Genomic DNA, 26,585 nt, shown 5'->3' with positions numbered 1-26,585 from the left:
ACAATTCGACAACAATTGATTCAGGCAATGAATCCCAATTTCATTCAGAGCCATGCAAAGTCACTCCCTCTGCAATCAACAAGGACAAACATGACAACGATTAAATTCAGCACCATTGCTGGTGCCGTTTTACTGGCCAGCGCCTGCAGCCAGATCACATCAAATAACAACACAGACACCCAAACAACGCAGCAGCAAATTCAGCCCCCTGTGGCGCAAAAAGTGCCCCATGTTACCCAAATCCATGGTTATGAGCTGGTCGACAACTATCACTGGCTACGCGATGATTCAAGAAGTTCAGAAAAAGTGCTTACTCACCTTGAGCAGGAAAACCGCTACGCAGACGTGAAGCTGGCGCCTATTGAGACATTGCGTGAGACCCTGTTTGAAGAAATTAAAAATAAAATCGCCAAAGACGATCGCAGCGTCCCTTATAAACGTGGCGACTACTATTATTTCAGTGAAGTGAAAGGCGATCAGGAATACCGCAACTTCTATCGCAGTAAAAGCGCAGACGGCAGCAATGCCACTGAGATTTTTAACGCCAACAAACAAGCCGAAGGCCAGTCTTATTATGCGCTGGGTGCGATTAGCATCAGCCCGGATGGCAAGCTCATGGCATTTGCGGAAGATACCCTCAGCCGTCGCATTTATACCATCAGTATTAAGAACCTTGACACTGGCGAAATTTATACCGATAAACTCGAGGGTGCTGCGGATAGCATTGAGTGGGGAAGCGACAATCGTAGCCTTTACTACATTAAAAAAGACCCCGTCACTTTGCTGGGATATCAGGTCTATCGTCACGTGCTGGGCCAAGAACAATCACAAGATGAATTGGTCTACGAAGAAAAAGACAACACCTACTATACCTACCTGGAAAAAAGCAAAGAAGGCAGTGAAATTTACATTGTCCACGACAGTACAGAAGCCAAAGGGGTGTCTGTCATTGATGCCAACAACCCTAACGCTCAGCCACAACGCCTCTTGCCACGTACCAAGGGCCATGAATATAGCTTGATCAAACAGGGCGACTTCTACTTTATTTATACCAATGACAATGCCGTTAACTTCAAGCTAATGAAAGCCCACAAAAATGATGTGGCTGACAAGCGGAAATGGAAAACCATCATTGCGCACAACCCCGATGCTAAGCTGGAAGAAGTAGAACTGTTTAATCAGCATCTGGTTTATCAGTCTCGCGTTGAAGGGATAGGTACCCTGAACGTGTTAGATCTTAAAACCAAACAGCACAAAGCGCTCACGTTTAAAGATCCCGCCTACATGGTGTCAATGACAGGCAACCGAACCCTGGATAGTCAGTTTGTCCGGGTCAGCTATCAGAGCCTGACCACGCCGAAAACCATTTATGATATTGACCTGACTACTCTGAAAAAAACCCAGCGCAAGCAAACTAAAGTACTGGGCGACTTTAACGCTAATGATTATGCCTCTGAACGTCTGTTTATCGAGGCCAGGGATGGCACCAAAGTGCCGGTAACCCTGGTCTATAAAAAGGCAACATTCAAAAAAGATGGTACTAACCCACTCTTACAGTATGGTTATGGATCTTACGGCTCAACCCGTGACCCTTACTTCAGAGTCAGTACTTTGAGCTTACTGGATCGTGGCTTTGTTTATGCCATTGCCCATATTCGTGGCTCTCAGGCACTCGGGAGACCTTGGTATGAAGATGGTAAAAAGCTCAATAAGAAGAATACCTTTAATGACTTCATCGACGTCACCAAGGCACTGACTGAGTCGGGATACGGCGATCCAAAACGTCTATATGCTCGGGGAGGCAGTGCTGGCGGCCTGCTGATGGGCGCGGTAATCAACCAGGAGCCTGAATTGTATCACGGTGTGCACTCGGCTGTGCCCTTTGTCGATGTTATCAACACCATGCTGGATGAGTCATTACCGCTGACAACCAATGAGTACGATGAGTGGGGTAACCCGAATGACAAAGTCTATTTTGACTATATGCGCTCTTACTCACCTTATGATCAGGTGAGTGCACAAAACTACCCGAACATGCTTGTCACCACTGGCTTGCATGACTCTCAGGTACAGTACTTTGAACCTGCGAAATGGGTTGCGAAACTGCGCGAGTACAAAACCGACGATAACACGCTGTTGTTAAAAACCGATATGTCTGCCGGTCACGGTGGCGCATCGGGTCGCTTTAAGCGCATTCATGATATCGCGCTGAGCTATGGCTTTATCATTGGCCTGGCTGAGGGCAAGCTGTAACTGCGTGCTCCATTGCTGCCAAAGCCCTCCTGCGGGGCTTTGGCATATCATCATGCTCCCGCCGCAATCCTGCGTTTTTCCTGCTTTTACCCCGATACACTTATCTTTTTTGCCAAGCTGTGACACATTCCACTTCTGTGGACGACTAACTAAGTATCATCAATAACAACAAGCAGGGACATAGTGAACACACAAAACGCATTCAAACAGATGCTCGCTGACAACGACGGGCGGATCCGATACATCGCCGACCGCTATGGCGGAGTGAGTGACCGCGACGATATGTATCAGGAAATCCTGCTGCAATTGTGGCGCAGCTATGAAAGCTTTTCGGGGCAGTCCTCTATCGGCACCTGGGTGTATAAGGTGGCACTGAATACGGCCAACACCTTTGTCAAAACCCGAATTAAACACAATGACATTAAACAATCCGTTTCCAGGCACAGCAAACAGCAACCTCACGCTGAACAAGCAGGCTGTCAGGCCGATATTCTGAATCAGTTTATGGACAAGCTCAGTGATATCGATGCTGGTGTCCTGATGATGTATCTGGATGGCCTGAAATCGGAAGACATTGCACAGGTATTAGGGATAAGTGACAACGCAGTGCGCTCACGAATAAAGCGCATTAAGCGTGAGTTTGAACAAAACTTTGTAGGAGACGAGTCATGAAGCTGGATGATCTAAAACACAACTTTGCACAGCAAATCGAAACGAACAGCTCAGAAAAAAAACTGGCGTTGCAAATCGATGAGCTTAAAGTCAAAACTAAAAAATATCAGCGTGATATTAAAATGCGCGATTTTATGGAAATCGCCATTTCATTGTTGCTTATTCCTGTCTGGCTGTATGGCCTCACAATTAGCTTTAACTGGGTCCAGTCTTTAGGCTGTATTCTGGCCACCCTGACGAGCCTGTACATCCCCTATAAATTGCTTAGAGCTCGCCGCCTTTCCCCCTGCAAAGATGACAGCATCCGGGCATATTTACGTCAGGAGCAGCAAAGGCTTACTCAGCAAAAGCAACTTTTAGAGAGTATAGTATGGTGGTACATAGCGCCCATTTTTGTCAGTGTCATGTTGATCACGCTGGGCGCCAACATGGATGACAATGGGGTGATTCAACTCGATACCCACATGCAATTGTATTACCTGGTCGTACTGCTTGGTATGGTGGGGATCTACTTTTGGAATAAACGCGCCGCCGAGAAGAGGTTTGGACCTTTGCTGGAGCGCGTCGAACAACAGCTTAATGAACTGAGCGACGAATAGGCACATTACGACCATGCATCATCGAGCCCCGAACTGCTGACGCAACGGGGCTCAGCGCACTAGATTACCTGAGCGGGCTCTGCCTGATATGCCCGATGAAGAAGCGCAGATAAGGACTGAGACTCTTTCAGGCGGTGCCCTGAAATTTCCGCCACTTCGACACCTGGTGTCCAGGAATTCATCACCACAGCCCCGCAAAGCGATGGCAAACTCGCCAATGTCACAGACTCAGTGCGCTGTTTGATATTAAGTAACCTTAGTTGCCGCTGGACCATGCTCATCATAGTGCCTTGTAATTTTGCAGCCTGTGGCCAAATCACCGTTTCACCATCCCAAAAGGCCAGATTCCAGATGGTCCCTTCACTCAGACAACCGGTATCATCTATGAATACCGCATCATCATAGCCCTGCTGTGCAGCCTTGTGGAGGTAGTAAGTTTTACTGATCTCCCCGACATGTTTAATGTGAGGTAACGGCCGGCTGTATTCGGTAGCCAGCAGTTTCAGCGACCCACTCGGTCCATTCGCGGGTGCACTAGTGCGAACCATAATACTCGGCTGGGTGTCCATACTATCCAGGGTGAACTCGCCATGGGCAGAATACAGAGTCAGCGTCAAAGACAAGTCCGTCCCCGCCGCAGCGATGGCCGTACGAACAGACGTCAGAATTTCTTCATCAGACAGTGCCTGGCCAAACAATTCGACTGAGGCATGACGTAACCTGTCCAGGTGCAGATCCATCCCCTTAACCATGCCATCTCGTACCTGCATGGCGGTAAAATGTGCAAAACCAGAGAAGGCCAGCTGGCTCATCTGTGAACTCTGAAGTAGCGTGCCGTTAACCACAGTTTGCACCGTAAAGGTTTGTTCTTTCATACAATTAACTCCCGGTTTGAAACCTTTTTTGGAAGCCAGTACTATAAACCCTGACAGCACTGTGAGAGTCAATAGTACATCATGAAAATCGGCGAATTATCAAAACAAACCGGGATCAGCATTCGCATGCTGCGGTATTACGAAGAGCAAGGCTTACTTCACCCCAGCCGCTCCCCCTCAGGCTATCGCCACTACACACAGAACGATATCCAGACTCTGACCCGTATTCAGTTACTGAGCGCGGCAGGCATGACACTCAATACCATTTTGCAGTTTTTACCCTGTATTCGCGGCGACAGGCCCATTTTTGAGCCCTGTGACGAGCTCAGAAACCTGTTACACAGCGAAATCAAAGCCGTTGATGAGAAAACGGTACAGCTGGCCAAGAGCAAAGCGATACTCAGTCGGTTTTTAGAGGAAATTGAGCAAGGGTAAGTCAGCGTCGATACCCATTGTTGTTAAATCAAAGTAGTATATTACTCACCTTGCTCAATGGAATTTTTGAATGAAGTGCCCTGACTGTGCCCTGACTGTGCCCAAAATGGGATTTCTCCACTGCAGAAATCGCTTCTTATCTTTGATACAAAAGTCCGTTGTAAACTATGTGGTTCGCTACTTTATCTTCACCAAGGCGCTTTATGGACGATAACAGGCGCTATGAGCCTGAGTATAATACTCATGTCAGTCTTCGCTTTTACTAAACGGTCTGTCGACGTGATTTTGTTGGGCCTTGTGATAATTCCACTGTTGGCCGCAGTTGCTGCTTTGTTGTGCCCGCTGAAAGTCAAATCTAGAATAGGCACTAAACGAAGAACCGCGCGTCAAATTGCCTATAAGCAGAACAAAACGAAATAAATTCGTTCACGAACTACCTGCTTAATTTTTAATATCAAATTCCAGCTGTACCTTTTGGTTGGTCTGCCTAACGGGTGTGCCATTCTCTGTCTTAGGGTTATATTTCCATTTTTTTAGTGAGCGTATGGCTTCTTGATCAAATAAGCCATTATGGCTCGATTCAATGATGCGAATATTCTCGGGCCTGCCTTGCTCGTTAATATCGAATTGCATCCGAACATAGCCGTTTTTAATCTGAGGATCTGCCTGCTGAGTTGACGTGCAACCACCGATAAAAATAAGGGTAAACAGGGCGGTCAATAAGTATTTCATATGAAAGTGCGCTTATGATTATGTGTGACTATGGCAATGCGACTGGCACACTGCCATGATATTTTCTGTCAGCCCACTATGCTTTTTGCAACTGTGAACACGGCTTCCCATCAAAGTGTAATCGTACCAATTGCGTGATCTTATCCTTCAACCAGCCTGGACCTAAGTCGGAGATATCATTATGGCGCGCTTTGGGAATGGTCACCACGCAGCTGCCAAACTCGACTTGCTCCGCTTCGCTGGGCAGCACGCCCGAGTCTGCCGGAAAGTCGCTGGCACGTATAGACAGCACCTTGATATCCTTAGTTTTTGGTAATGGCACACGGCGATGGTCTAAGGTAATGATCTGTTTAACATAGGGCTTGCCTTCATTACCCAGCCAGGCAGAAATATCACCCCCATTTGAGTGGCCAACCAAAGTTAAATTATTAAAATCGTATCCGGTTATGCTGTGTTGCAATTCTTCGTGTAAAAACGCCAGTGTTTTTGCACCACGCTGCCAGTTTTCACTGCGCGTTTCAAACAAATTACCAGAGACAGAAAGCGGCGGATCGCCCGGTAATTCGTGTCCGATTGCGACCACCAGATACCCGTGTTTATTCAGCACTTTGGATAAAAAGGTGTAATCAGTATGCGACATACCGTAGCCTGCTCCGAGGAACGCCACCGGGCAAAGGGCTTGTTCACTGCATTGTGCCTGAGATTTGGGGTAAGTGATCTCCACCGGAATGGCCCTATCACGGGCTTTATCGTAAACACTGGCAGGTTGAACGTCGGCCGCAGCTGTACTCAACCAGCAGGCAGCCACCACACCAAATCCTTTTAGAAACTTCATAAAACTCCTGAACTATATTGTTAAAAAAGCCGCATTGCGCGGCTTTTCCATTATTTTTTGTACTTTTCGAACCACGCAAGCGTGTGTTCTATTTTACTGATCATCCGCGAAGGACGCCCGGCGATACCATGGGGTGCACCCGGAATTTTCACCAGCACGGAGTCTATTTTACGATGTTTTAGTGCCTGATAGAACTGCTCTGTTTCAGCCATTGGCGTACGCAGGTCTTCCTCTCCAGTCATTAACATGGTTGGCGTGGTAACATTGCCTACCAAAGACAGCGGCGAGCGCTCCCAGTAATGATCAACATGCTCCCACGGCATCCCTGGGAACTGAGTGGGGATCTGCACCAGACCACTGTCGGCCGTCAGTACTTTGCTCAACCAGTTGATCACTGGCTTAACAACCACAGCAGCATTAAAGCGATCTGTCAGGCCAATGGCATAGGCAGTGGCGATACCGCCTGCAGAGCCACCCGCGATAAACAGGTTATCCTGATCAATAAAGCCCTTGGTAATCATGGCGTCAACACCAGAGTTGTGATCGGCAAAGTCTTCTTTTGAGCTGTACTTGTATTTCAGCAGCATGGCAAAACGCTCACCATATGAGCTACTACCACGATGGTTGTCGTAAAACACCACATAGCCCTGTGCTGCGTAGCGTTGTAACTCAGCCGAGAAATGTGGGCCATAAGCCAGGTGTGGACCACCGTGGATCTCCATCAACAATGGATACTTCTTATTCGGATCAAAATTTGGTGGCGTGATGTACCAGCCCTGGATCTGCTCACCATCAAACGATGATTTGTATGTGATTTCGTGCACTTTACCCAGTGTTTTGTGTGCCAGTAAGTCCTCGTTCAGCGCAGTCAGCGATTTCACTTTGCCTTTACTGGTTGTCACTGCGACATCAGCCGGACGCGAGCTTGAGCCTTTGGTAAAGGCAATCTCACCATCAAAGTTGGCGCTGAACTGACCGCTCAGGTAAGGACGGCCCAGCGTGGTGCCTGACAGCGTATTGGTAAGATCTTTAATTTTGCCTTTAGTCGTGATTGTCGCCAGCTTGCGCATACCGTGGTCGTCGTAGGCTATTGCTAGCTTAGCGCTGCCTATCCAGCTTGGGCTTTGGATTGAACGGTCAAAGTCTTTCGCAATCATGCGCGATTCTTTGCTTTGCCAGTTCATAATGTTCAGTTTGTGATTACGATACGGGTTCAGCTCGCCCGATGAACTCAAAAACGCCAGCTGCTTGCCATTTTCTGAAAAGCTCGGAGAGTGCTCACGACCCGGTGCATTGGTCAATTGCGTGATCTTACCAGCAAAATCTACTTCAAACAGATCACCCTCTAAGCGCTTATATTCCCAGTCCGCAATACGATTTGCCGAGAACACAATACCTTCGGAATCGCTGCGCCAGGCCAGTTTACCGCTGTGGTGATAGTTACCTGAAGTCAGCTGACGGGGCGTGCCGCCTTCACTTGGCAACACAAAAATCTGCCGATATCCTGGCTTAACCAGACCGCGTCCATCCGCCTGATAATAGGCTTTATCAATCACAATGGCCGACTCGGACCACTTGGCGCCTTTTGGCTTTGCCGGCATTTTGGCGATGACCGCAGGCTTTTCTTCTACCTTTTGGCTAAATGCCAGCCATTTACCATCAGGCGACCAGGTCAAATCACTGATCCCAGCCTGTAACTGAGTCAACAAAGCGGTGCGATTTTGCGCAATGTAATGCACATGCACCTGAGTGCTGCCAGACACATCACTCAAAAACGCTACCTTGCTGCCATCGGGCGACCAGCGCGGCTGATGATAACGGTTTTCGTCAGAAAACAACGGAGACTGTACGCCCGTTTTTGCATCGACCAACCACAAGTTTTGTCTTTTGGCATCCTTCATAACGTCGTTGCTGTTACGTACGTACACCACTTGCTCACCATTAGGCGATATTTGCGGATCGCTTGCATATTCAAGCTCAAAAATATCTTCAGCCTGTAGCCCGGCATTAGCCTGCGCCAATACGGGTAGTGTTGCAAACGCCAGTAAAGAACATTGCAAAGTACGTTTCAGTCCAAAAGGCATGGGCAGCCTCCTATTGTTATCATTTTAATAAAGGCCACATAGTTATTCAGCTGAATACAGATGTCATCTAATACGCGATAAAACGGAATAAAAACCCGATGTGTTATAAAGTCACACAGATATTGAATGTCGTTTAAGTCAGCCAAACCAATGTCTGGCTGTTAATCGGTTGAGCTTGATACGCTTTTGTTTGTATCCCTTGATGGGCACTGTGGGTTCACTACGCTGATTTTTCTAACAAATGGGCAACCACCTTGGAAGCCTCCTCAAATTCAAAGTCTTCAATCAGATCAATCAACCGCTTGCTGGTCGCCTCGTCCAACTTATGGCTGGCGGCAAGCTCACGCACCTGTTCAACTGATTGCGTATCACAACTGAGCAACAGTGCTTTCAGCTGAATAAAATCCTCTTTCGTTACCTTTAAACTAACCACATTTGTTCGCTTAATTAAAGGCGTATCTTCCTGATTTAGTTCACTCAGCTGCTTGTGTAGCCCCCTCAGGAATTCAGTCAGATGCTCTACCTGTTCCAACTCGACTTGCTCACCGCTGCCAATCGCTTTTTCAATCTCTGCGGCGCGTTTTGATAAGTCATCCATGCATAAATTGGCACTAGCGCCTTTCAAAGAGTGAGCAATACGCTCAGCATGTTCCAGATCACCTATGACCAGCGCCTGATTCAAATTGATGGTTTCCTCAATTTGGTTTCTGGCAAATTTCTTAATAATGCTCCAAAACGCCTTGTCATTGCCGCCCAGCCGCTTGATTGCACGTTCAACGTCTACACCAGCTATCTCGATTTGCTCATCGTTTTTCGCTTCCTTGCCTTTATCCAGCTGCATTTCAGTTTGCAGCGCAACAGGTTCAGTAGGCTCAGATTGCTTATATAAGTGACAGCGTATTGTTTCTGCCATTTGATTGAAGTTGATTGGTTTACCAATATGGCCATTCATTCCGGCAGATTGACACTTTTGAAGATCTTCCTTCATAACGTTTGCTGTCATTGCGATAATTGGTAATGCATTAAACTGACTGAGCTTTCTGATGTACTTTGTTGCAGAATACCCGTCCATAACAGGCATTTGTATATCCATCAGTACAATGTCAAACGCTTGTGCCTTAATCATTTCGACCGCAATCTGACCATTTTCAGCAATACTCACCTGGAGGTTTAACGAGGACAGCATTTCTTTGGCGATTTCCTGATTTGTGGTGTTGTCTTCAACTAAAAGTACATGCTGCTGCTCAAACAAAAGCGCAGTATTGTCGATCTTTTTATATGACTCATTGCCCCCCTTCTGATCCGACAACTGAAAAGACTCCATGATCGAATTGAGCAGCACAGACGCATTCACGGGCTTCAAAATGACCGAATCAATAAGTTCATGCACCTCTGAGTTCATGCCAATATCCGTTCCATATGCTGTCACAAGCACATATTTAGGTTCTGTTTCCAGCTCTAATGCCCGAATATGTTTTATCGCATCAATACCGCTCATATGCGGCATTTTCCAGTCCATAAAAATAATGTCGTAGCCCCCGGCTTGCGCCAGTTCGACGGCACCTGAACCGCTGGCAGAGCATGTCACCTGAAACTTCATTGCTTTAAGCAAATTAGTTAAAATGGCCCGTGCACTTTCATTATCATCGACAACCAGTGCTTGCTTACCCGCGAGCTGACTGTCAGGACAAATTACATTGGTGAGCTTAGCCGACTGTAAGCCACTCTTTATGGTGAAAAAGAACTCAGAGCCTTTCCCCTGCTCACTGTGAACACCAATAGAGCCCCCCATGAGCTCCACAAGCTTCTTGCAGATACTCAGACCAAGCCCAGTACCACCATACTTACGTGTGATTGAACCATCTGCCTGCGAAAAGGCCTGAAACAACTTATTTTGCTGCTCGCGAGACATGCCAATGCCCGTATCTTTCACCGAGAACTTTAAGGTTACCTGGTCTTCAATTTGCTCGGCGGCGGTCACCGAAATAGTAATTTCACCCTGCTCAGTGAATTTAATGGCGTTACCACACAAATTAATCAGGATCTGCCCCAAGCGCAGGGGATCGCCAACCAGGCTAATTGGCACATCAGGGGCGATATCTAGCAACATCTCCAGGCCTTTCTCTTGCACCCGAATCACATTGATGTTGACCACATTGTCCAGGACCTCTTGTAAAGAAAAGTCGATGTGTTCAATCTCAAGTTTACCTGACTCAATTTTGGAAAAATCTAATATATCGTTAATGATCCCCAGCAAACTTTTCGCGGCTTGATCTATTTTATTGATATAGCCCATCTGTTGCGGGGTAAGATCGGTTCTAAGCGCCAAATGGCTCATTCCGATAATGGCATTCATCGGGGTTCGGATCTCGTGGCTCATATTTGCCAAAAACTCCCCTTTTGCGGTACTCATTTCATCGGCTTTATCCTTAGCCTGCCTTAATTCTTGCTCCATTTGTTTGCGCTCTGTCACGTCAAGCAGCAAACCGACCACGCCTGCAAGCCGATTTTCAGCATTGGTAAATAACGCCTCATACACAATGAAATTTCTGGGGTCGCCTTCTGCATTCTCGATTGTTATTTCATAATGGTGGTTTGACTCTCTGTCGATTAAATCCTGATGGGATTGCTCAAAAACCTGAGCAATCTCGTAATCGAAAATATCCTCAGCCGTGGCGTCCAACACATCGGCATCGAATGTCCCAAAATATTGATTAAAAACGCTATTTACGCCTAAATATTGGCCTTCGCTATTTTTGTAGTACATGGGGCTGGGGATGGCGTCGAGAATTTTCTTATTCAACTCAAGCTGCTCGACAATGCGCTTTTCTGCTTTAGACTGTAGGTCAATATTCTGGGTCAATTGCAAACTCACCGCCAGATCATTAATAACCGATTTAACCCACTTGTAGTCCTGCTCCGTCAATTCAACCAGGCTACCTAATTCCAATAACCCGATACTGTCGTTACTCACCACCAGCGGGAAGTAATATAGCTCACTAATAGAGAGCTTTTGTCCGTTCAACTCGATAGCATATTGCTCTTTTTCAAACTTCATAGAGTAGGGCTTTTGAGTGCTAAGAACATGAAAGTGAATGGAGTCATAATTGCTGTATGTTGTGGCGCAGCTGCTGCTATAGCCTGTTCCGGCAACTCGGTTGAGTGCTTTCTGATCTTCAAACACATATAAGCCAAGTAATGGCACAGATAACCGCTGCTCCAGAAACTGTAACAGCTCTTCACCAAGATCATGCGGACTTTTCTTGCCTCGCAATGCAAGGCCAAAATCCTTCATAATGGTGTTAAACTCAAGTTGCTCAGATAAGTCATTAAGTAGCTTGTTCATAGACATAGAGAGTTCCGACAGCTCCCCTTTTACGGATTCATCAAGCGTAAAATTATAGTTACCTTGCTCCACATTCTTGACCACCTGCTTTTGGATGGAGGCAACGGGGTTAATATACAATTTCCACAGCAGATAAAATGACAATGCGATATTGATGAGTAAAATCAGGTTAAATATGTTTCTGAACATATAAGCAGTGCTGAGGCTTTCTTGATGGCTTTGCAATTCATTATTAAGACGTGTTGCAATGGCCCTGTGCGCCTCGCCAATTGCGGTCATAATTTTTGATTTTTCGGCTAAAAACGTATCACTGAATAAAATTTTCTGCGCACTTGTTAAATCGGGCTCCCCGCCTTCCACCCAATTCCCATACTCATCCCGATAGATCCCCTGAATGGCATTAAAAGCCTGTCTTTCTAATCCCACCAACCCATTCGACGTGGACAGGGCATTTTGCATTTGCAACAGCTCAAAATCTTGTGCCCCCAGTTGTTGGAAGCGCTCGATAATATTATGCCCGTCTTCTATCCGCTCTAACTTTGGCAAGCTGGCATGAGGTGATGCGAGATTATCCCAATAATCAAAAGTATTGGCGCTTTGCGCTTGCACTTTGCCATCCCGTACAAGCAAAACAAACTGAAACAACTGTTGCCATTTTTCATCGCCGGTTACTGCATAGGCCCGGGCAAAATTAGTTAAGTTATCCGAGCTGAGTTTCAATTCATGGGCAAGTTCCGTAAGCTGAAATAACTGAGCTTGCTTCTGTGATAAGGCATTGACCTCTATCCTGACAAAATGCGACATCAAGCCGATCCCACAACTCACAACCAGCATCATTAAAAAAGTGATAAAGAAGCTAGCTCTTAAGCTTTTCATTTTACTCTATCCCTATTTGGCGTTTCACTAATAATAGACCTATATTTCTGAGTACGTCGTGCAATCGTGCAACATAGTGGTAACAGAGGCTATGGAAGAACTGAAGACCGTGCTGGTAGTAGATGATGTGAAAGAGAACCTGGCTTTCATGGCGGAAATTATCAAAGACAAATATCGTGTATTGGCAGTAAAAAGTGGCGAAGCCGCGATTAACCTTGTTGAGAACAATCAGATAGATATCATTTTGCTGGACGTTGTGATGCCACAAATGAATGGCTACGATGTCATCAAGTATCTGAAGTCACATGAGTCTCACTGTGAAATTCCGGTCATCTTCCTGACCGCAAAAACCAGTGTCTCGGATGAAGAAAAGGGCTTTATGCTGGGCGCATGTGATTATATCAACAAACCAATTAGCCCCCCCATCCTGTTGGCTCGCCTAAATACGCATCTGCTAAACAAAGAATCTAAAGATATTCTTAAAAACAAAAACAATTACTTAGAAGAAGAAGTCCAGAAACGGACCGAGCAAATGTCGCAGCTGCAGGACGTTACTATTCAGGCAATGGCAAGCCTTGCAGAAACCCGGGATCAGGAAACCGGTAATCATATTCGCCGTACACAGCTTTATGTCAAGTTGCTCGCCACCATACTCAGTGGCAAAGAAAAGTATAAGCAGATACTGACCCCCGAAGTCATCAATATTTATTACAAATCTGCGCCACTGCATGATATTGGCAAAGTTGGCATACCGGACAATGTACTACTCAAACCAGCCCGGCTTACAGCTGAAGAGTTTGAGATTATGAAAAGCCATACCGTATTTGGCCGCAATGCTATCGAAACAGCCGAGTCAGCGCTGGGCCAGACCGACAGCTTTTTACAAACAGCAAAAGAGATTTCTCATTATCACCATGAAAAATGGGATGGCTCAGGTTACCCCGAAGGCCTCAAAGGAGAAGATATCCCACTCAGTGCCAGGCTGATGGCCATTGCCGATGTTTACGATGCGCTCATTAGTCGACGAGTTTATAAAGATGCCATGGAACACAGCGACGCAATTGCGATTATGAAAGAAGGCCGAGGTAGTCATTTTGACCCCGAACTATTAGATGAATTTCTGGCACAAGAAAGCGCATTTTTTAAGATTTCTCAACAATACCGGGACTAAGATCGAACGGGGGACTTATGCCTTACTCAATTTTATTGGTGGACGATGATGAGGTAAACCATGACATCGCAATGACCATGCTGGGCGACACACATAGCTACTTTTCGGCATTTAATGGGAAAGACGCACTGACACTGTTCAGTGAACGAAAGTACGATGCTGTTTTACTGGATGTCGTCATGCCGGGAATGAACGGCTACGAGGTTTGTCAGGCAATTCGTAATGCCTCAAGTCATAACGATACCCCGGTTTTATTTGTGTCATCCAAAGACTGTATTGACGACAAACTGGAAGGCTTTAAGGCGGGTGGTGATGATTACATCACCAAGCCATTTGATGCAGACGAGCTGGCTTTCAGAATCGAGCGCCTGGTGAAGTACAGCAATGAAATAGATACTTTGAAAGTAAACTGCGAAGCCGCTGAAGAAGTCACGATGACTGCCATAACCAGTTGCAGCGAGCTGGGACTGTGCCTTGAGTTTATTGAAAACACATATCGGTGTAATACACTCTCAGAGCTCTCCACAGCCATCCTGGCGCTCTGTCAAAACCTTAACCTGAAAGCGTCCGTACAGCTCGGGTTACTGGGAGAGTTTCGGGATTTTAGCAACTTTGGTGTAATTAACCCGCTTGAGCGCGAGTTATTAAAAAAAGGCCGCGAGAGCAAAACCGTTATCAATATTGAAAAGCGGAGCTTCTTTAACAGCGCCTATTGCTCCTTGCTGGTTAAAAATATGCCCACAGACGACGAAGAGAAATATGGGCGCTTCAATGACATCCTGGCTCTGGTCGTCAGAGGGGCGAATGCCAGACTAAAAAGCCTGGAGAGCAATGTTCAGGCCATTCAGGCAAAAAACCAGGGCCTTAGGGAGTTGAGCCAGATTGCCAGCAAAGATTTAGAAAGTATCGAGCACATTTTTAAGCACTATAATGAATCGTGTCAGGAGCTGATTGAACGACTTATCTTTGATATCGAGGAGTCAATGCTAACATTTGGGTTCAGCGATGCGCAGGAGCGGACAATTCGCGAGACCCTCGACGGAGCAAAGGACGATTTGCAACAGATACAAGCACATTCAGAAGACATGTCGACAACCTTTAATGACTTTTTTATCAAGCTGGATAAGCTAATCGATTAATGCTGAGGGTAATATCAAGGTTAAATGCATCATGGCACTCAGTGTTTTTACATCGAAAGCGAGTGCCATGCTAAGCAAAGAAACCGCATACACCGGGGGCTCAAATCAGGAAAGCGACTTGCTCATTACAACCACATCCACGCCGCGATAATTTACTCGTTCCTGTGCCTGCCAGCCTAAACGCTGGTAAAGCCCGCCGTCTTGTTGTTCGGTTTGTAAGTGTAGTTCCCGGACACCAAAAGACTGAGCCAACTGCTCGATTCTTTTTACCAACGCAGAAGCGACCTGCTCCCCTCTTGCTTGAGGTGCGACATACACACCTCCCAGCCAGTGCGTTTTATCCGGGTAAATGGTCATTTCGTGAAAGCGCAGGTGAGCAACGCCGACAGGTTTGTTTGCCTGCATTGCCAGCAACGCCAGTGGGATAGCATCTTTTTGCAGATACCCTGCGAGCTTATCTTCAAACGAGTTTACTGTGGCGCCAGGTGCCAGCGCCCCCCACTCGTTGAAATACCAGTGAGCAACCAGCGCCGTAAACTCCGGTCTTTCAGCGAGAAAACAAAATTCCAGTGTCATCATGCCTTGTCTGTTTGTTGAATAGGTCAGCTGTCTCAATATTGATACAGACTTGCAAGAAAGTAATAACTCCGTGCCTTTTGTCTGTATGTACTAAACACTCAAGGCTTTTCAACTTCGAAAATTCGCATCTGGAATGCCGATTAAATCAATTGCCTGATGAATATTTTAATATAACATCAAATGGCCTTTGTAATTAAAAGTGCACTTTTCTCATGGCTGGCAAGATGTGCCAGCCCCACATTTTTTAGGACAGACTATAAAAGGAAAGTAAGTATGATCTCTAAGTTATTACCAAGCTGTGCTTCAGCGCTATGTGTGAGCGCCACTCTGGCACTCGGACTTCTCACCACTTTCTCTGCCACCGCAGCGACGCAAAGTGGATATTGTGAAATATCCAGAACCCAACCGGGCGCGCCGCCTATGAGCTGGGACAACAATGACTACGTGACAACCGCCAAATACTCCGTCTTTGGCGCCGAGAGCTGTGAAGTCCCAAACAATGCGACTATCACCAATATTCGCGCGAGTTTTACTGCCTATGCGGATAGACAAGTACTGACCCGGGGCCTGCTGCTGGGCGATTATATTCTCACAGTTAGCGCATCTTCTCCTTATTTACCTAATCCGCTAACGGGTCAGGTAAAAGCCATTATGTCGGCATACGGTGCAAACTCATTAGGGTCTTCAACAGTTAACCTGCCTTTTAATGGTACTCGCTTAGATAATCTGTCATTCACCCTGAAAGCACAGCTGAGCAACAGCGTGAGTTTGCGGTGTGCTAATAGAAACCCCGCTGAATGCGAAGACTATATGTATTTTGAATACACCATCGGCGTTGATTATGAATATGAAGTGCCCGGTGTGCCTGATGCACCAGGCTGGATCAATGCCTCAGCCTCAGGTAACAGCGTGAATGTAAACTGGGAACCTGTCAGCGGTGCAACCTATAAAGTTGCCATTCAATATAACAACAATAGCTGGACCGACTATCAATATATTCCAAGTCCGGCTTCGGCGTCCTACATGAGTTGGCACAACTTAAACGATGGTAATCGTCGCTATCGTGTCGTCGCTTGTAATAGCTATGGCTGCTCTCAACCTTCTCCGATCTCGAACACAGTTACAGTGAGCTCAGGTTTGGGCAAACCCAACGCGCCTTACGCCAGATTAAGTGGCAATACCATCATTGTGGATTGGAACGATGTGCCTGGCGCATATCAGTATGTACTTTCAATCAAGTACAACAACAATAACTGGACTGACTACCGGTTCTACAGCGCACCAAACACGTCCAGTATCTCTTGGTCAAACTTAGGGTCAGGCAACAGGCAATATCGCGTCAAAGCGTGTGCGCAAAGTGGCATTTGCTACAATGCATCACCTGCATCTAACGTTGTAAGTAACTAACGCTTTAATCCGCGTCGGCTACCAACCTCAATGCTTTGAATGAAGGTTGGTAGTCGCCATTGAGTCATTAACAACCCGCAAAGGACTGTCATAAAAACCACATACAAACAGTGGCAATCATTTTTCGTCATAATAATGTAAAGATATACTCACCTTGAGCATTAAATTAAAATAAGTTTAGATAACAAAAACAAGTTAACGATTCGTTTTAATTTAAATTCACTTCATGGTATATTCCACCCTTTAAAAACACCTAAAACAATGAAAAGAACATTAATACCCTTCCTTATATTTAACCAAACCTGCATTGCCAGCGTCACTCTAAGCAAAAACAGCATCATATACCAAGGCACACTCAATGAACCTGACAATAAAAAAATAGAAGAATTGATTAGTAAAAATAAAAAAATCGATACATTGGTGATTACAAGTGGCGGTGGCCCTATCAACTTGGGCATTGAATTAGCTGAATTAATTCAAAAAAATTCACTTCGAGTAAAAATAGATAAATTTTGTTTTTCTTCCTGTGCCAACTATATATTACTGAGCGGCAGGCCAACTGAAATTTCTAAAGGCGCTGTAATTGGCTGGCATGGCGATGCCAGCTCAGCCCGCTGGAGAAACAGTGATATCGATGCAATGGTTGCCAATTTACAGAGTGAACAGCGTAAACAAAAATGGGCAGAGCTGCGAGCACACTACGATGCGGTTATAGAGCAATTAAGTACCAGAGAAAAAGCGTTTTATCAAAAAGTGGGGGTGGATCATACTTTACTCACCTATGGTTTTACTGATCATATCGTTGAGCAAGCGAAAACGAATAAAGCCAGGGGCTGGAGTTACTCCCCCCAGGCTCTCATGTCTTTTGGTGTGAAAAATATCACGTTCAATGACTGGCAGCCTCGCTCACCGGCTAATTTCCCACTGGTCATTATCGACTCGGTTAAGTAAAACCGCTTACCTGCAAATTAACACAGCTTAATGTGTCGCTGTACTTGCAGTTCGACAACCCCCACAGGTCAAACACTAATGGGGGTTATCGACCTCAGCGCCTATTCAATAGTATACAAGCCGCTTTATTAAAGAATTTTCAAAAACTCCACCAGATTATCCACCTCTTGCTCTGTCATATGGGTGGGTTGGATCAACTCAGAAGTAACTGGAAACATCTTGTCACCTATAAAGCGGCCTCTTGGTTTAGGTTTAAATCCACCGCGATTGTATTGCTCTATCATTGGTCTGAACTCGGTGAACAGGCCATTGTGCATCCAGGGTGCCGTCTTTGAAATCGCCAATAATGTTGGTGTACGGAATTTACCTACGTCGGCTGGGTCCTTGGTGTGCTCGTAACGGCCTAAGTCCTGAAATCGCCTGCCATAGTTATGAAAACCCGTAACGTGGAATTTGTTATCGCTAAGCAGCGCACCAGAGTGACAAGTCATGCATTGTGCTTTTGTCCTGAACAAATGCATGCCCTCCAGTTGCTGCGGGGTAAGCATGTCAATGGCCACTTCAGGATCAGTATGTGCCTCAGAGATAAAGCGCTGAAATAATGACTCAGGTTTATCAATGCTGCGTTCAAAAGCAACGAGCGCTTTAGCCAGATGCGCGCGCTCAATTTTGTCAGTTGCAAACGCTTCCTTAAACGCAGCAACATAGCTACTGTCACGGTTAAGTCTTACCAGGGCAGTATCTATTGGCAAGTCCATTTCGATTGGGTTTTCTATTGGCATTAATGATTGCTCTAAAGCCGTTTTTGCTCTGCCATCCCAGAAAAAACTGGTCCAGTGATCAAGACCAATAATCGCTGGCGTATTTCTGTTGCCAACCTGCCCATCTATTCCTTTTGCCTGCCCTATTCCATCAGAAAACGTTTTGCTGTCTATATGACAACTTGCACAACTCACTGAGCCGTCTCTTGACAAAATTTTGTCATTGAACAGCCGCTTTCCAAGCGCGACCTGTTTGATATCCGGGTCGGGAGAAAGGTTGCTCAGCGGCGCCAGATCATCAACCTTGCGGCCATCTGACGTTTGCACAGCTGGCCATAAACTGGGATGCCGTTTATATTGTTCAGACAACTGATTTTCTGTAGAGCTGGCATTTGCATCTCCCCAGGTCAAACTACCGATAAAAACTGCGGCCACACTAAAATTATTAATATACTTTTTCACGACTACAATTCCATACCCACTGAAAACCAAATTGAACGACCCGTTTCAACACCCGATGTACCAACGTTGACGGAATGGGTTCTGCTATCGAATAAATTATGGATATCGACCCCTAATTTCATACTTTTCTCTGCAAAGATAACTGGCTGCCAATTAAAAGATAAGTTTGCCAATACCCTTCCTGGAACTTCAGTTTCTTGATATACCTCGACAAAAAGTGACTCGTCCGACTGACAAACCGGACACAGTCGTTCAAGCTGGCTACTTTCTCTGGACGTACTCAGTGGCATAATTGCTTTATAACTTTGTCTGTAGTTGGCATTCAAGCTGGATGTAAATGTCGAGGTCCAGTTAGCTGTCCAGCCAATATTCAGCGACAACGGCTCACCAAACTCAGCCTCTCTCAGCTCAATATTGTTTTTCGTGGTTTCAGTAAATGTATAACCTTTATCTGAGGTCTCAGTACGCAAATAAACCAACTCATTCAACGCTGCTGTATCAATCTCCTCCAACTGTTCAGCCTTAGTATATTGAGAGAGCTGATACGTTGTATTTGCCCATAGGCTATGAGAATTCAAATACCATGCCCATGACACAGAGACCCTTTCATTGTGCCCATAACCTTGGTTTGTCATTTGGCGATAATAATAGCCATCCATGGGGTTATATTCAGGTTCACTTAATTTGCGTAATTGCTTTTTATTCCAGCGCTTTATATATTCAATTGAAAAATTGCCAAGATTAGAGGCCTGCTTCCAGCCCAGTACGAGTTCATCACTATATGGCGTTTCAACGTTATTAAAGCGGTACCGATAATCCGTTGCTGAACTCAAATCCTGCCAAGCCTCAACGACTCCCTTAGAATTTACACTTCGCCTCTGAAGCAATGTTGGGAGCTGCTGCTCGCGGATTTTATAAGTTAGGAGATTGCTGTCGTAATATCGATTTAACCCCATTACCAGCATCGTATCTTGATTGCCATTTACCCGATAACCTAAACTCAGTCGGGGTGCCAAATTATGATTTTTAAGAAAGTTATCATAGTCATAACGAAGCCCGGCTCGGACTGTAAGGTCTTTCCATTCAATATCGTCAGTGACATAACCACTGATGTTTTGCACATCTACCTTAATTTGCTCTTGTTGAAAGACCGTTCTCAGTGAAAAATACTGAGGCGCAATTTCAACAATGTCACTATAAGCCAGAATATGATCCGGATTCGACAGGTCAAGCGGCTCTGCGAGCTGTTGTTCAAGCTCTGCGATGGACATACTGGTGGTCAATTCTACACAATCAAAGAGCGCAGCCGTGCAATTGAGTTGGCTGACCCCTGTTATCGGGGAGTTATAGCTAAAACTACTATCAAGCCGCTCCCGATCTATCGCTTCTTTTTGCAATTGAATACCAGCTTGCAGCAGATGCTGGGTTGAGCCCAACGAAAGCTCATCAAACGTTGCGTTGAAGTCCCAGTTCAGGGATTTTTGGGTTTTATAAAGTGAGCCGTATCCCCCCTCTCGGGATAAGAGCGTAAATTCTGCGGCGTCCCCGACTCCCCAATCCTTACCCTTTGCTTTGTACCAGGGGTAAAAGTGCGGGGGAGCTTTACGTGAATTTTCGCTGAAAACGTATGAGAATTTGCTTGAAAAGAGGATATCGGCAACCTCTTGCTCCATCTGCAGCGTTGTGTTGTAACCACCGCCGTCACTTGTAAACTCACTGTGTTTAACATCTTTGCTGACATCACGAGACTCATATGGTGAGTAGTTCAAGCTTAAAGTGATTTTATCCAGCCACATGTCATTTTGAATCAATTTTACGAGGTAGTTCGCGGTCTCTCGCGTTGTGAGAACGGTTTCGTTTAATGAGATAGTCGATATTTTGCTGTCGGTATAATTGGCTGCGAACAACACACTGTGGTGTTCGCCAACTGTGGTGCTGAAATCTATATTGTATACGTTTTTCTCGAACACAGGTGCAAGTGGTAACTCGCTGGAAGCCTCATTTTCTTCTTCAGTCAATATGATGTGGTACTCGTTCCAGTCACTTTGTGAAGTGCGGTAACTAACACCAAATTGGGGGGCGCCCGACTCGGGCTCCCGCGTATTCACTTCAACCACACCGCCACTGAATCCGCCATAGTTTGCGGGGATGTTATTAGTAAATACATCTATCGATTCAACGATTTGTTGATTTACATTAAATGCCTGTACAGCCCCCTGAACATCATTTGGCGTAGACTTTTTACGGTTGTATGCACTGGGATCTTGTCGACTATTAAAGTTAACGCCATCCAGAAAAAACCCGGTTTGCCAGGGCTGACCACCAGAAATAGAAACGCGCTTTGCTCCTATTTCAGCTTGTAAATCTGCATCATAGGCATCATTCCCCAGGATCACGCCCGGTAGCAAACCTAATAATTCAGAAATATCACCAGCATTGTGCGGTGTCTTTTCAAGAAAATCACGGTCTAAAACATAGCGACCGTTAACTTCTGGTACTTGCAAACCTATGTATTCGCCATGGACTGCAATACGCTCAATTTCTTTTTCTTGTTGCTTGTGTGCGACGCACTCCAACAGTTGCTCACGACTTTTTTTATTCAGAGCAGAATCACCTACGCATTCAATAACGAGCGCTTTCGGTAATTCACCTGTCCCCTCTGGTATAAGCTGTTTTGCAGCCAAAGGAAGGCAGACTACCTGAGCCACAGGCAGGAAAATAAACCTAGTTTTTTTCATCTTTACTACTATTTAGTCTTTGGAAAGTGGTGTGAGATCTTCCGGATCGGGCTTACCATCATTGTCACTATCTTGATCCAGACTCAATCCTGAGTCTGTAATTTGCTGCTCGGTCGCTGTCGGTAAAAAGAAGTTCACAAACCCGTCTTTGTCGGTATCAACATTGGCGATTGCGGATGCAGGAAACTCATCCTGTGTTGCCTGACTCTGTACAATGGTCAGAAGGAGTTGCTCTCTGTCGGCCTCGGTATAAACAGGGTCTGTTGCCAGGGAGCGCGCCTTTTCGTAAAAACCAAGCGCCGAATAATGCTTAATCAAGGATTCATAAATATCTTGTCTGTCATTTTCAGAAAGAGAATTTGCTAAAGACTCGATTTTTTCGAAAACCACAGAGAGTTCGAGCGTGATACCCTCTCTGACCGTGCGGTAATCGTCCTGGGTGCCCGCATGATGCTGGATTGCGTAGAAAAGCTTATATATCTTAAGGTATGACGCATCTTTTTCACGCTCCGTTACCAAATTTAGCTGCTTCAGAATATCGTCAATATTTTCGACCAACTCAGCTGTTTCTACCTCTTTGTTTAGTTGCGAAACAGCTTTCTCCAGCGCGGTCATTGCTATCTCATAGCTTTGACGCAAGGCACCAGCTGAAGCAAGTGCATTAGCAATATGAAAATGTTCTTCAAGGTAATCATCGAAATCTGTGATAGTTGTTGCGACCAACTGTGCCTGTTTGCTCGCTGTAAGCGCTCGTTCAAGTTTTTGTTCAGTAGCCCAACCAATTGTCATTGCATTGAAAGCTTCAATTTTTCTGTCCGCGTTGAGCGTGTCGTTGTTTTTATAGCGCTTATCTGCGATTTCGGCGCAAGTCGCAACAATGGCCTCTGAACGCTCCCGGCTACCACCAAACAGTGTATTGAGCTCGACAAGACGCAGACAGCCATTGCTCCCTATAACCTGGCTCACGATTAATCGAACGTCATCCTGATAAGCCTCACTTTTTAAGAGCGTTTCTGCCTCATCAATTAACAATAATGCCTGGTCTTTGTATCCAGCATAATGTAGCAGCCAGGCGCCATATCTTTCGGCAGGGTTCGTGGGGCCGGCTTCAACCAAGGTATGAAAAATTTCGGCCTCATCACCACCAGCAAACGCTGTATTAAGCTCATTTAGCGTTGAGGTCAGAGCAAGCCCGGCTTGCGCATTTATCAATAAAGTATGCGCATACAAATGACGATGTGTATTACGTAGGTCGGCACTACTTCCAACTTCTTTAATCAACTCATAAGCAATATTTCCTGAGTACTCGGCAGTTTTGTTTGCGGCCACGTACTCTGGATACAAAGACAAAAACAACCCACTAAACAGCTGAAGCGGCGTGTCAAATCGAGCCAATGTGGACTGCGCATATGGATCAGCTTTCAGGCTAAAGTTGCCGTCATATGAAATATCAGTATAAAGCGCTAATCCCGATGCCAGGTTATACTTAGCAAGCTGAATCGCCTTTTGTTTTTCTGCTCCCTTTGACACCAAACTCAAAACATGCGCCAGTTGCGCCGCTTGCCGATAGTAATTTGCCCTGTATTTATGGGTAATACCCCGGCTCGTTTCATCAAAGCTCACTGTCGCAGTAATGTCAGTGACATTTTGAATTGCATTGAGTGCCTTATCAAACGTTGTGCCTTCTACATTATTTAAAAAGCCATCGGTCATATTTTGCGCATGTTCAAGGTATGCGCCGACAAAAGCACGGTGTGCACTTTTTGACTCGATATTCAGATCACTCAGACTTTGTGCATACACATGCGTCGTAGTCAGCAACTTATTAGCCAACTCATTTTGTTCTGCATCTAGATAGCCCCGAATCACAGTTAAATAGAACAGCGCATTCGAGGGCGTTATGTTTTCAATACCTATTTCGGCGATGTAAGTGTTGTATTCAACAACGGCTTTTTCACGTAGTTCATTAGCGAGCGCTATTTGAGATTGCTTGTCCAACACGGCGGCAACGTCTCGATATGCCTGTGCTTTGGTCGTCCTGCTTAATATGTGTTTTTCGATTATCTCTATGGCGGTACTTGTAAAACCAGACAATGCATACCCGACTGCAATATCTAAATACCCCAAACCAGATAAGGCGGCATCAGAAATAGCAGCCTTGTCACCTTCCTCATTGACTTCTATTAACTGCGTTGCCAAAGAAAGGTGAGAGCTTTCAGCGTTATAGTAATAGCTTCGTTTATCCGCATTAGTGACAAATGAAGGGCGGATGGCCACCTCAGCCCGGACAATTTCCCCGCTACCATCGCTGACACCAACGATAAATGTATCGTCTATTTGTCCAGTTGATTGCGTTTCATAGGTAAAATTGCCATTCTCAGCATCCAAAGCTAAGGTACCCTTTGTAGGTTGGCTTTGTACACTAAATGTCAAAACGTCATTGTCATAATCAACTGCGACGACCTGACCTATCGCCCGCCCAATCTCACTAACAGCAACGCGACTAGAGACAACAGTGGGCAGATCGTTAATATTTGCAACGACGAACGTAACATCTCTGGTCGTTGTCGCAATACGGTCTGAAACAACAACACTTGCGATATCGTCTCCAAAAAAGTGCGCTTTGGGTACATATACAAAACTGCCATCTCTGCTAACGGTAAGCGTGCCATTTTTTGGCGATTTACTAACACCAAAAGCCAGAGAATCACCATCCGGATCTGATGCAGAAAACGCACCACTGAATTGCGTATCTTCATCCAAGGCAAAGCGTCTCTCAGTATCAGTAAACGAAGGTGGCTGATTACCGCCTTCAATCCCACTTCCACCACAAGCAGACAACACGATACTTAAATTAGCGATAAAGGCCAATTTAACTAGAGATTTATTCATATACCACATCCATTCTAGAGTCGGAATTACCAACCACACAAACTAGAGTAAAAGATCAACTTTGGTGCAAACAACTTCTTCCCGTTTACATTTAAGAGTCAAAATGCCGCGCATATTAATACTAATGAGAATTACAATCAATAACTAAAGTTGCATTTTATGCAATCAAAATGGTTATTTACCCTATAATAAAGTGGAATATTGAATTTTTATGATTTAACTCATAACATTACAACATCACACACCATACGAGTACGAGATGTAGTGAATTGCTGAGCTCGACCTTTGCAAAAAGTTGAAATTATCTCATTTTCACATTGGAGAAAAAGTCGGGTTTAGGGAGATAAGAACTTCAGAGGCTATGTAATTAGATGAAAATTTATGTCAAACCCTGTAGTACTCTTTATCAGCTTCGGCTCTAGTCTTAACGGTTGAGCTTAAGCCTAAGAGCATACTCGCAACAGAAGAGACGTTTACGCAAAGTGTGACACAAAATTATTAAGCGCAAAGTCTTTAAATGCGCAGCCCCTTGAGGGTTGATGCGAGTCAATTCTGAATTCATATAAATAGGCATTTATACAAGTGAACTTTCATCAGTCTCACACTCCTTGTGGCCTACTTACTCTGCTTAGGTTGTGCTTGAGTAAGGGGTTTAGCAGTGGTAATTTATTTGCTTCGTTATCGCAATGAATGATGCGTATATAGGGCTGTTGAAAGCGTTAACAGGCCTGAAGTAATGCCAGTACGCCCGTCATTTTTACAGGGAATAAGCGTTAAATGTTATGGCCACAAATTACAAATTTAAAAAAGTGAAAGCTGGCAGGGATCACATTGCCGACAACTTCCACAATGCACTGAGCCTTTCTGATATGGCACAGCACGCGCATATCTCTCCCTACCATTTTTTACGGGTTTTCAAGGACACTTATGGCGAAACGCCCAATGAATTTTTGATCCGGCTCAGAGTAGCACACGCAAAGAAACTGCTGATTACCGAAAACCACAGTGTCTCAGAGATTTGTGAGCATGTGGGTTATTCAAGTCTTGGCAGCTTTTCCTCTTTATTTTTAAAGCAAACAGGCATGGCACCGACTTTATATCGTCGCAAACTTTGGGCCTTGTCGGCTGAGCCATTTTGCTTTCCCGCTCAGGCCATACCAGCCTGTTATGCTCGTCACTTTTTAGGCAAATAGCGCAATATTGGAGAAACCTTTGCTGGATTTTATCTATACAATAAAGGTGAACTCACAACAAGGAATATGAAGATGATCACATCCATAGCGCATGCCACAATATATGTACTAAATCAGGACGAGGCGCTTGATTTTTATAAAAATAAGCTTGGTTTCGAAATCGGTGATGATATGAAAGTAGAAGGCGGTTTTCGGTGGTTAACTGTCTATCCGAAATCGAATTCACAGCTCCAGCTGGTATTAGCAGAGCCAAAAGAAGGACCCATGTTTAACAAAGAGGCTGCCGAAAAAATACGTAGTTTAATTGCAGAAGGTGCATTCGGCGCGGGCGTTTTCGAAACGGAAAATTGTCAGCAAACATACGAAGAGCTTGTCGCCAAAGGCGTCGAATTCATTCAGCCACCAACAGAACAATTATATGGCGTAGAAGCCATGGGTCTGGACAACTCCGGAAACTGGTTTAGTTTAGTACAAAGATAAAACCAGGTCACTAAGTAAAGTCAGCAGGTCACACCATGTGACTCTGCTGCTTTGCCTTACATATATTAAGAACCTAAGAAGTGCTCACTATTTTGTGTCTATCAC

19 protein-coding genes are annotated in these 26,585 nt (G+C 45.3%); 10 read left to right on the top strand and 9 right to left on the bottom strand.

From position 1 onward, the window contains the following. Positions 1 to 90 precede the first annotated feature (90 nt). From IY568_RS05925 to IY568_RS05915, 3 genes are all read left to right on the top strand, one after another. Complete coding sequence (locus IY568_RS05925) at positions 91 to 2,253, top strand: S9 family peptidase (RefSeq protein WP_194867031.1); 2,163 nt, start codon at positions 91 to 93, stop codon at positions 2,251 to 2,253. Between the two features lie 183 nt (positions 2,254 to 2,436). After that, a complete protein-coding gene (locus IY568_RS05920) occupies positions 2,437 to 2,925 on the top strand; it encodes an RNA polymerase sigma factor (RefSeq protein WP_194867030.1) in 489 nt (162 codons plus the stop codon). After that, positions 2,922 to 3,524, top strand: a complete 603-nt coding sequence (locus IY568_RS05915; protein ID WP_194867029.1) for a hypothetical protein — start codon at positions 2,922 to 2,924, stop codon at positions 3,522 to 3,524. The genes IY568_RS05920 and IY568_RS05915 overlap by 4 nt, the downstream gene beginning before the upstream one ends. A gap of 59 nt (positions 3,525 to 3,583) precedes the next feature. On the opposite strand, the gene IY568_RS05910 is transcribed toward IY568_RS05915, so the two are convergent. Continuing rightward, a complete protein-coding gene (locus IY568_RS05910) occupies positions 3,584 to 4,399 on the bottom strand; it encodes an aminotransferase class IV family protein (protein ID WP_194867028.1) in 816 nt (271 codons plus the stop codon). 81 nt (positions 4,400 to 4,480) lie between these two features. Here IY568_RS05910 and IY568_RS05905 point away from each other — a divergent pair, with 81 nt between their 5' ends. Next, positions 4,481 to 4,834: a MerR family transcriptional regulator gene (locus IY568_RS05905; RefSeq protein WP_125557654.1), complete on the top strand. Its 354-nt coding sequence runs from the start codon at positions 4,481 to 4,483 to the stop codon at positions 4,832 to 4,834. Between the two features lie 441 nt (positions 4,835 to 5,275). Here the strand turns inward: IY568_RS05905 and IY568_RS05900 are convergent, their stop codons facing one another. From IY568_RS05900 to IY568_RS05885, 4 genes are all read right to left on the bottom strand, one after another. Then, complete coding sequence (locus tag IY568_RS05900) at positions 5,276 to 5,566, bottom strand: energy transducer TonB (RefSeq protein ID WP_194867027.1); 291 nt, start codon at positions 5,564 to 5,566, stop codon at positions 5,276 to 5,278. Between the two features lie 76 nt (positions 5,567 to 5,642). Next, positions 5,643 to 6,401 (bottom strand): alpha/beta hydrolase, encoded by a 759-nt coding sequence (locus IY568_RS05895; protein ID WP_194867026.1) that lies wholly within the window; start codon positions 6,399 to 6,401, stop codon positions 5,643 to 5,645. 50 nt (positions 6,402 to 6,451) lie between these two features. Next, positions 6,452 to 8,485 (bottom strand): alpha/beta hydrolase family protein, encoded by a 2,034-nt coding sequence (locus IY568_RS05890; protein WP_194867025.1) that lies wholly within the window; start codon positions 8,483 to 8,485, stop codon positions 6,452 to 6,454. A gap of 220 nt (positions 8,486 to 8,705) precedes the next feature. After that, positions 8,706 to 12,707: a hybrid sensor histidine kinase/response regulator gene (locus tag IY568_RS05885; RefSeq protein WP_194867024.1), complete on the bottom strand. Its 4,002-nt coding sequence runs from the start codon at positions 12,705 to 12,707 to the stop codon at positions 8,706 to 8,708. Positions 12,708 to 12,798: 91 nt separating this feature from the next. Between IY568_RS05885 and IY568_RS05880 the strand changes: the two genes are divergently transcribed. After that, complete coding sequence (locus tag IY568_RS05880) at positions 12,799 to 13,878, top strand: HD-GYP domain-containing protein (protein WP_138539238.1); 1,080 nt, start codon at positions 12,799 to 12,801, stop codon at positions 13,876 to 13,878. Between the two features lie 17 nt (positions 13,879 to 13,895). Continuing rightward, positions 13,896 to 15,017: a response regulator gene (locus IY568_RS05875; RefSeq protein WP_194867023.1), complete on the top strand. Its 1,122-nt coding sequence runs from the start codon at positions 13,896 to 13,898 to the stop codon at positions 15,015 to 15,017. Positions 15,018 to 15,122: 105 nt separating this feature from the next. Here the strand turns inward: IY568_RS05875 and IY568_RS05870 are convergent, their stop codons facing one another. Continuing rightward, on the bottom strand, positions 15,123 to 15,596 hold the full coding sequence (locus tag IY568_RS05870) for a GNAT family N-acetyltransferase (RefSeq protein ID WP_323744723.1): 474 nt from the start codon (positions 15,594 to 15,596) through the stop codon (positions 15,123 to 15,125). Between the two features lie 273 nt (positions 15,597 to 15,869). Here IY568_RS05870 and IY568_RS05865 point away from each other — a divergent pair, with 273 nt between their 5' ends. Next, entirely contained in the window at positions 15,870 to 17,003 is a 1,134-nt protein-coding gene (locus IY568_RS05865) for a fibronectin type III domain-containing protein (RefSeq protein WP_194867022.1), read from the top strand. A 261-nt stretch (positions 17,004 to 17,264) separates the two neighbouring features. Further along, on the top strand, positions 17,265 to 17,954 hold the full coding sequence (locus IY568_RS05860) for a hypothetical protein (protein WP_194867107.1): 690 nt from the start codon (positions 17,265 to 17,267) through the stop codon (positions 17,952 to 17,954). A gap of 128 nt (positions 17,955 to 18,082) precedes the next feature. On the opposite strand, the gene IY568_RS05855 is transcribed toward IY568_RS05860, so the two are convergent. The 3 genes from IY568_RS05855 to IY568_RS05845 are packed head-to-tail and all read right to left on the bottom strand — an operon-like array spanning position 18,083 to position 24,807. Beyond that, positions 18,083 to 19,177, bottom strand: a complete 1,095-nt coding sequence (locus IY568_RS05855; protein WP_323744722.1) for a cytochrome-c peroxidase — start codon at positions 19,175 to 19,177, stop codon at positions 18,083 to 18,085. A gap of 2 nt (positions 19,178 to 19,179) precedes the next feature. Continuing rightward, positions 19,180 to 21,915: a TonB-dependent receptor plug domain-containing protein gene (locus IY568_RS05850; protein WP_194867021.1), complete on the bottom strand. Its 2,736-nt coding sequence runs from the start codon at positions 21,913 to 21,915 to the stop codon at positions 19,180 to 19,182. Between the two features lie 12 nt (positions 21,916 to 21,927). Next, positions 21,928 to 24,807 carry an Ig-like domain-containing protein gene (locus IY568_RS05845; protein WP_194867020.1) on the bottom strand — a complete coding sequence of 960 codons (2,880 nt, stop codon included), beginning with the start codon at positions 24,805 to 24,807 and terminating at the stop codon, positions 21,928 to 21,930. 782 nt (positions 24,808 to 25,589) lie between these two features. On the opposite strand from IY568_RS05845, the gene IY568_RS05840 reads away from it, so the two are divergent. Together IY568_RS05840 and IY568_RS05835 are read left to right on the top strand one after the other, a co-directional pair. After that, entirely contained in the window at positions 25,590 to 26,000 is a 411-nt protein-coding gene (locus IY568_RS05840; RefSeq protein WP_138539235.1) for a helix-turn-helix domain-containing protein, read from the top strand. Between the two features lie 72 nt (positions 26,001 to 26,072). Further along, a complete protein-coding gene (locus tag IY568_RS05835; RefSeq protein WP_010380361.1) occupies positions 26,073 to 26,480 on the top strand; it encodes a VOC family protein in 408 nt (135 codons plus the stop codon). Positions 26,481 to 26,585 lie beyond the last annotated feature (105 nt).

The organism is Pseudoalteromonas sp. PPB1, assembly GCF_015356275.1.
GTDB lineage: Bacteria > Pseudomonadota > Gammaproteobacteria > Enterobacterales > Alteromonadaceae > Pseudoalteromonas > Pseudoalteromonas rubra_D.
Note: the sequence above shows the minus strand (reverse complement) of the source record. Positions and strands in the feature narration are given on the sequence as shown.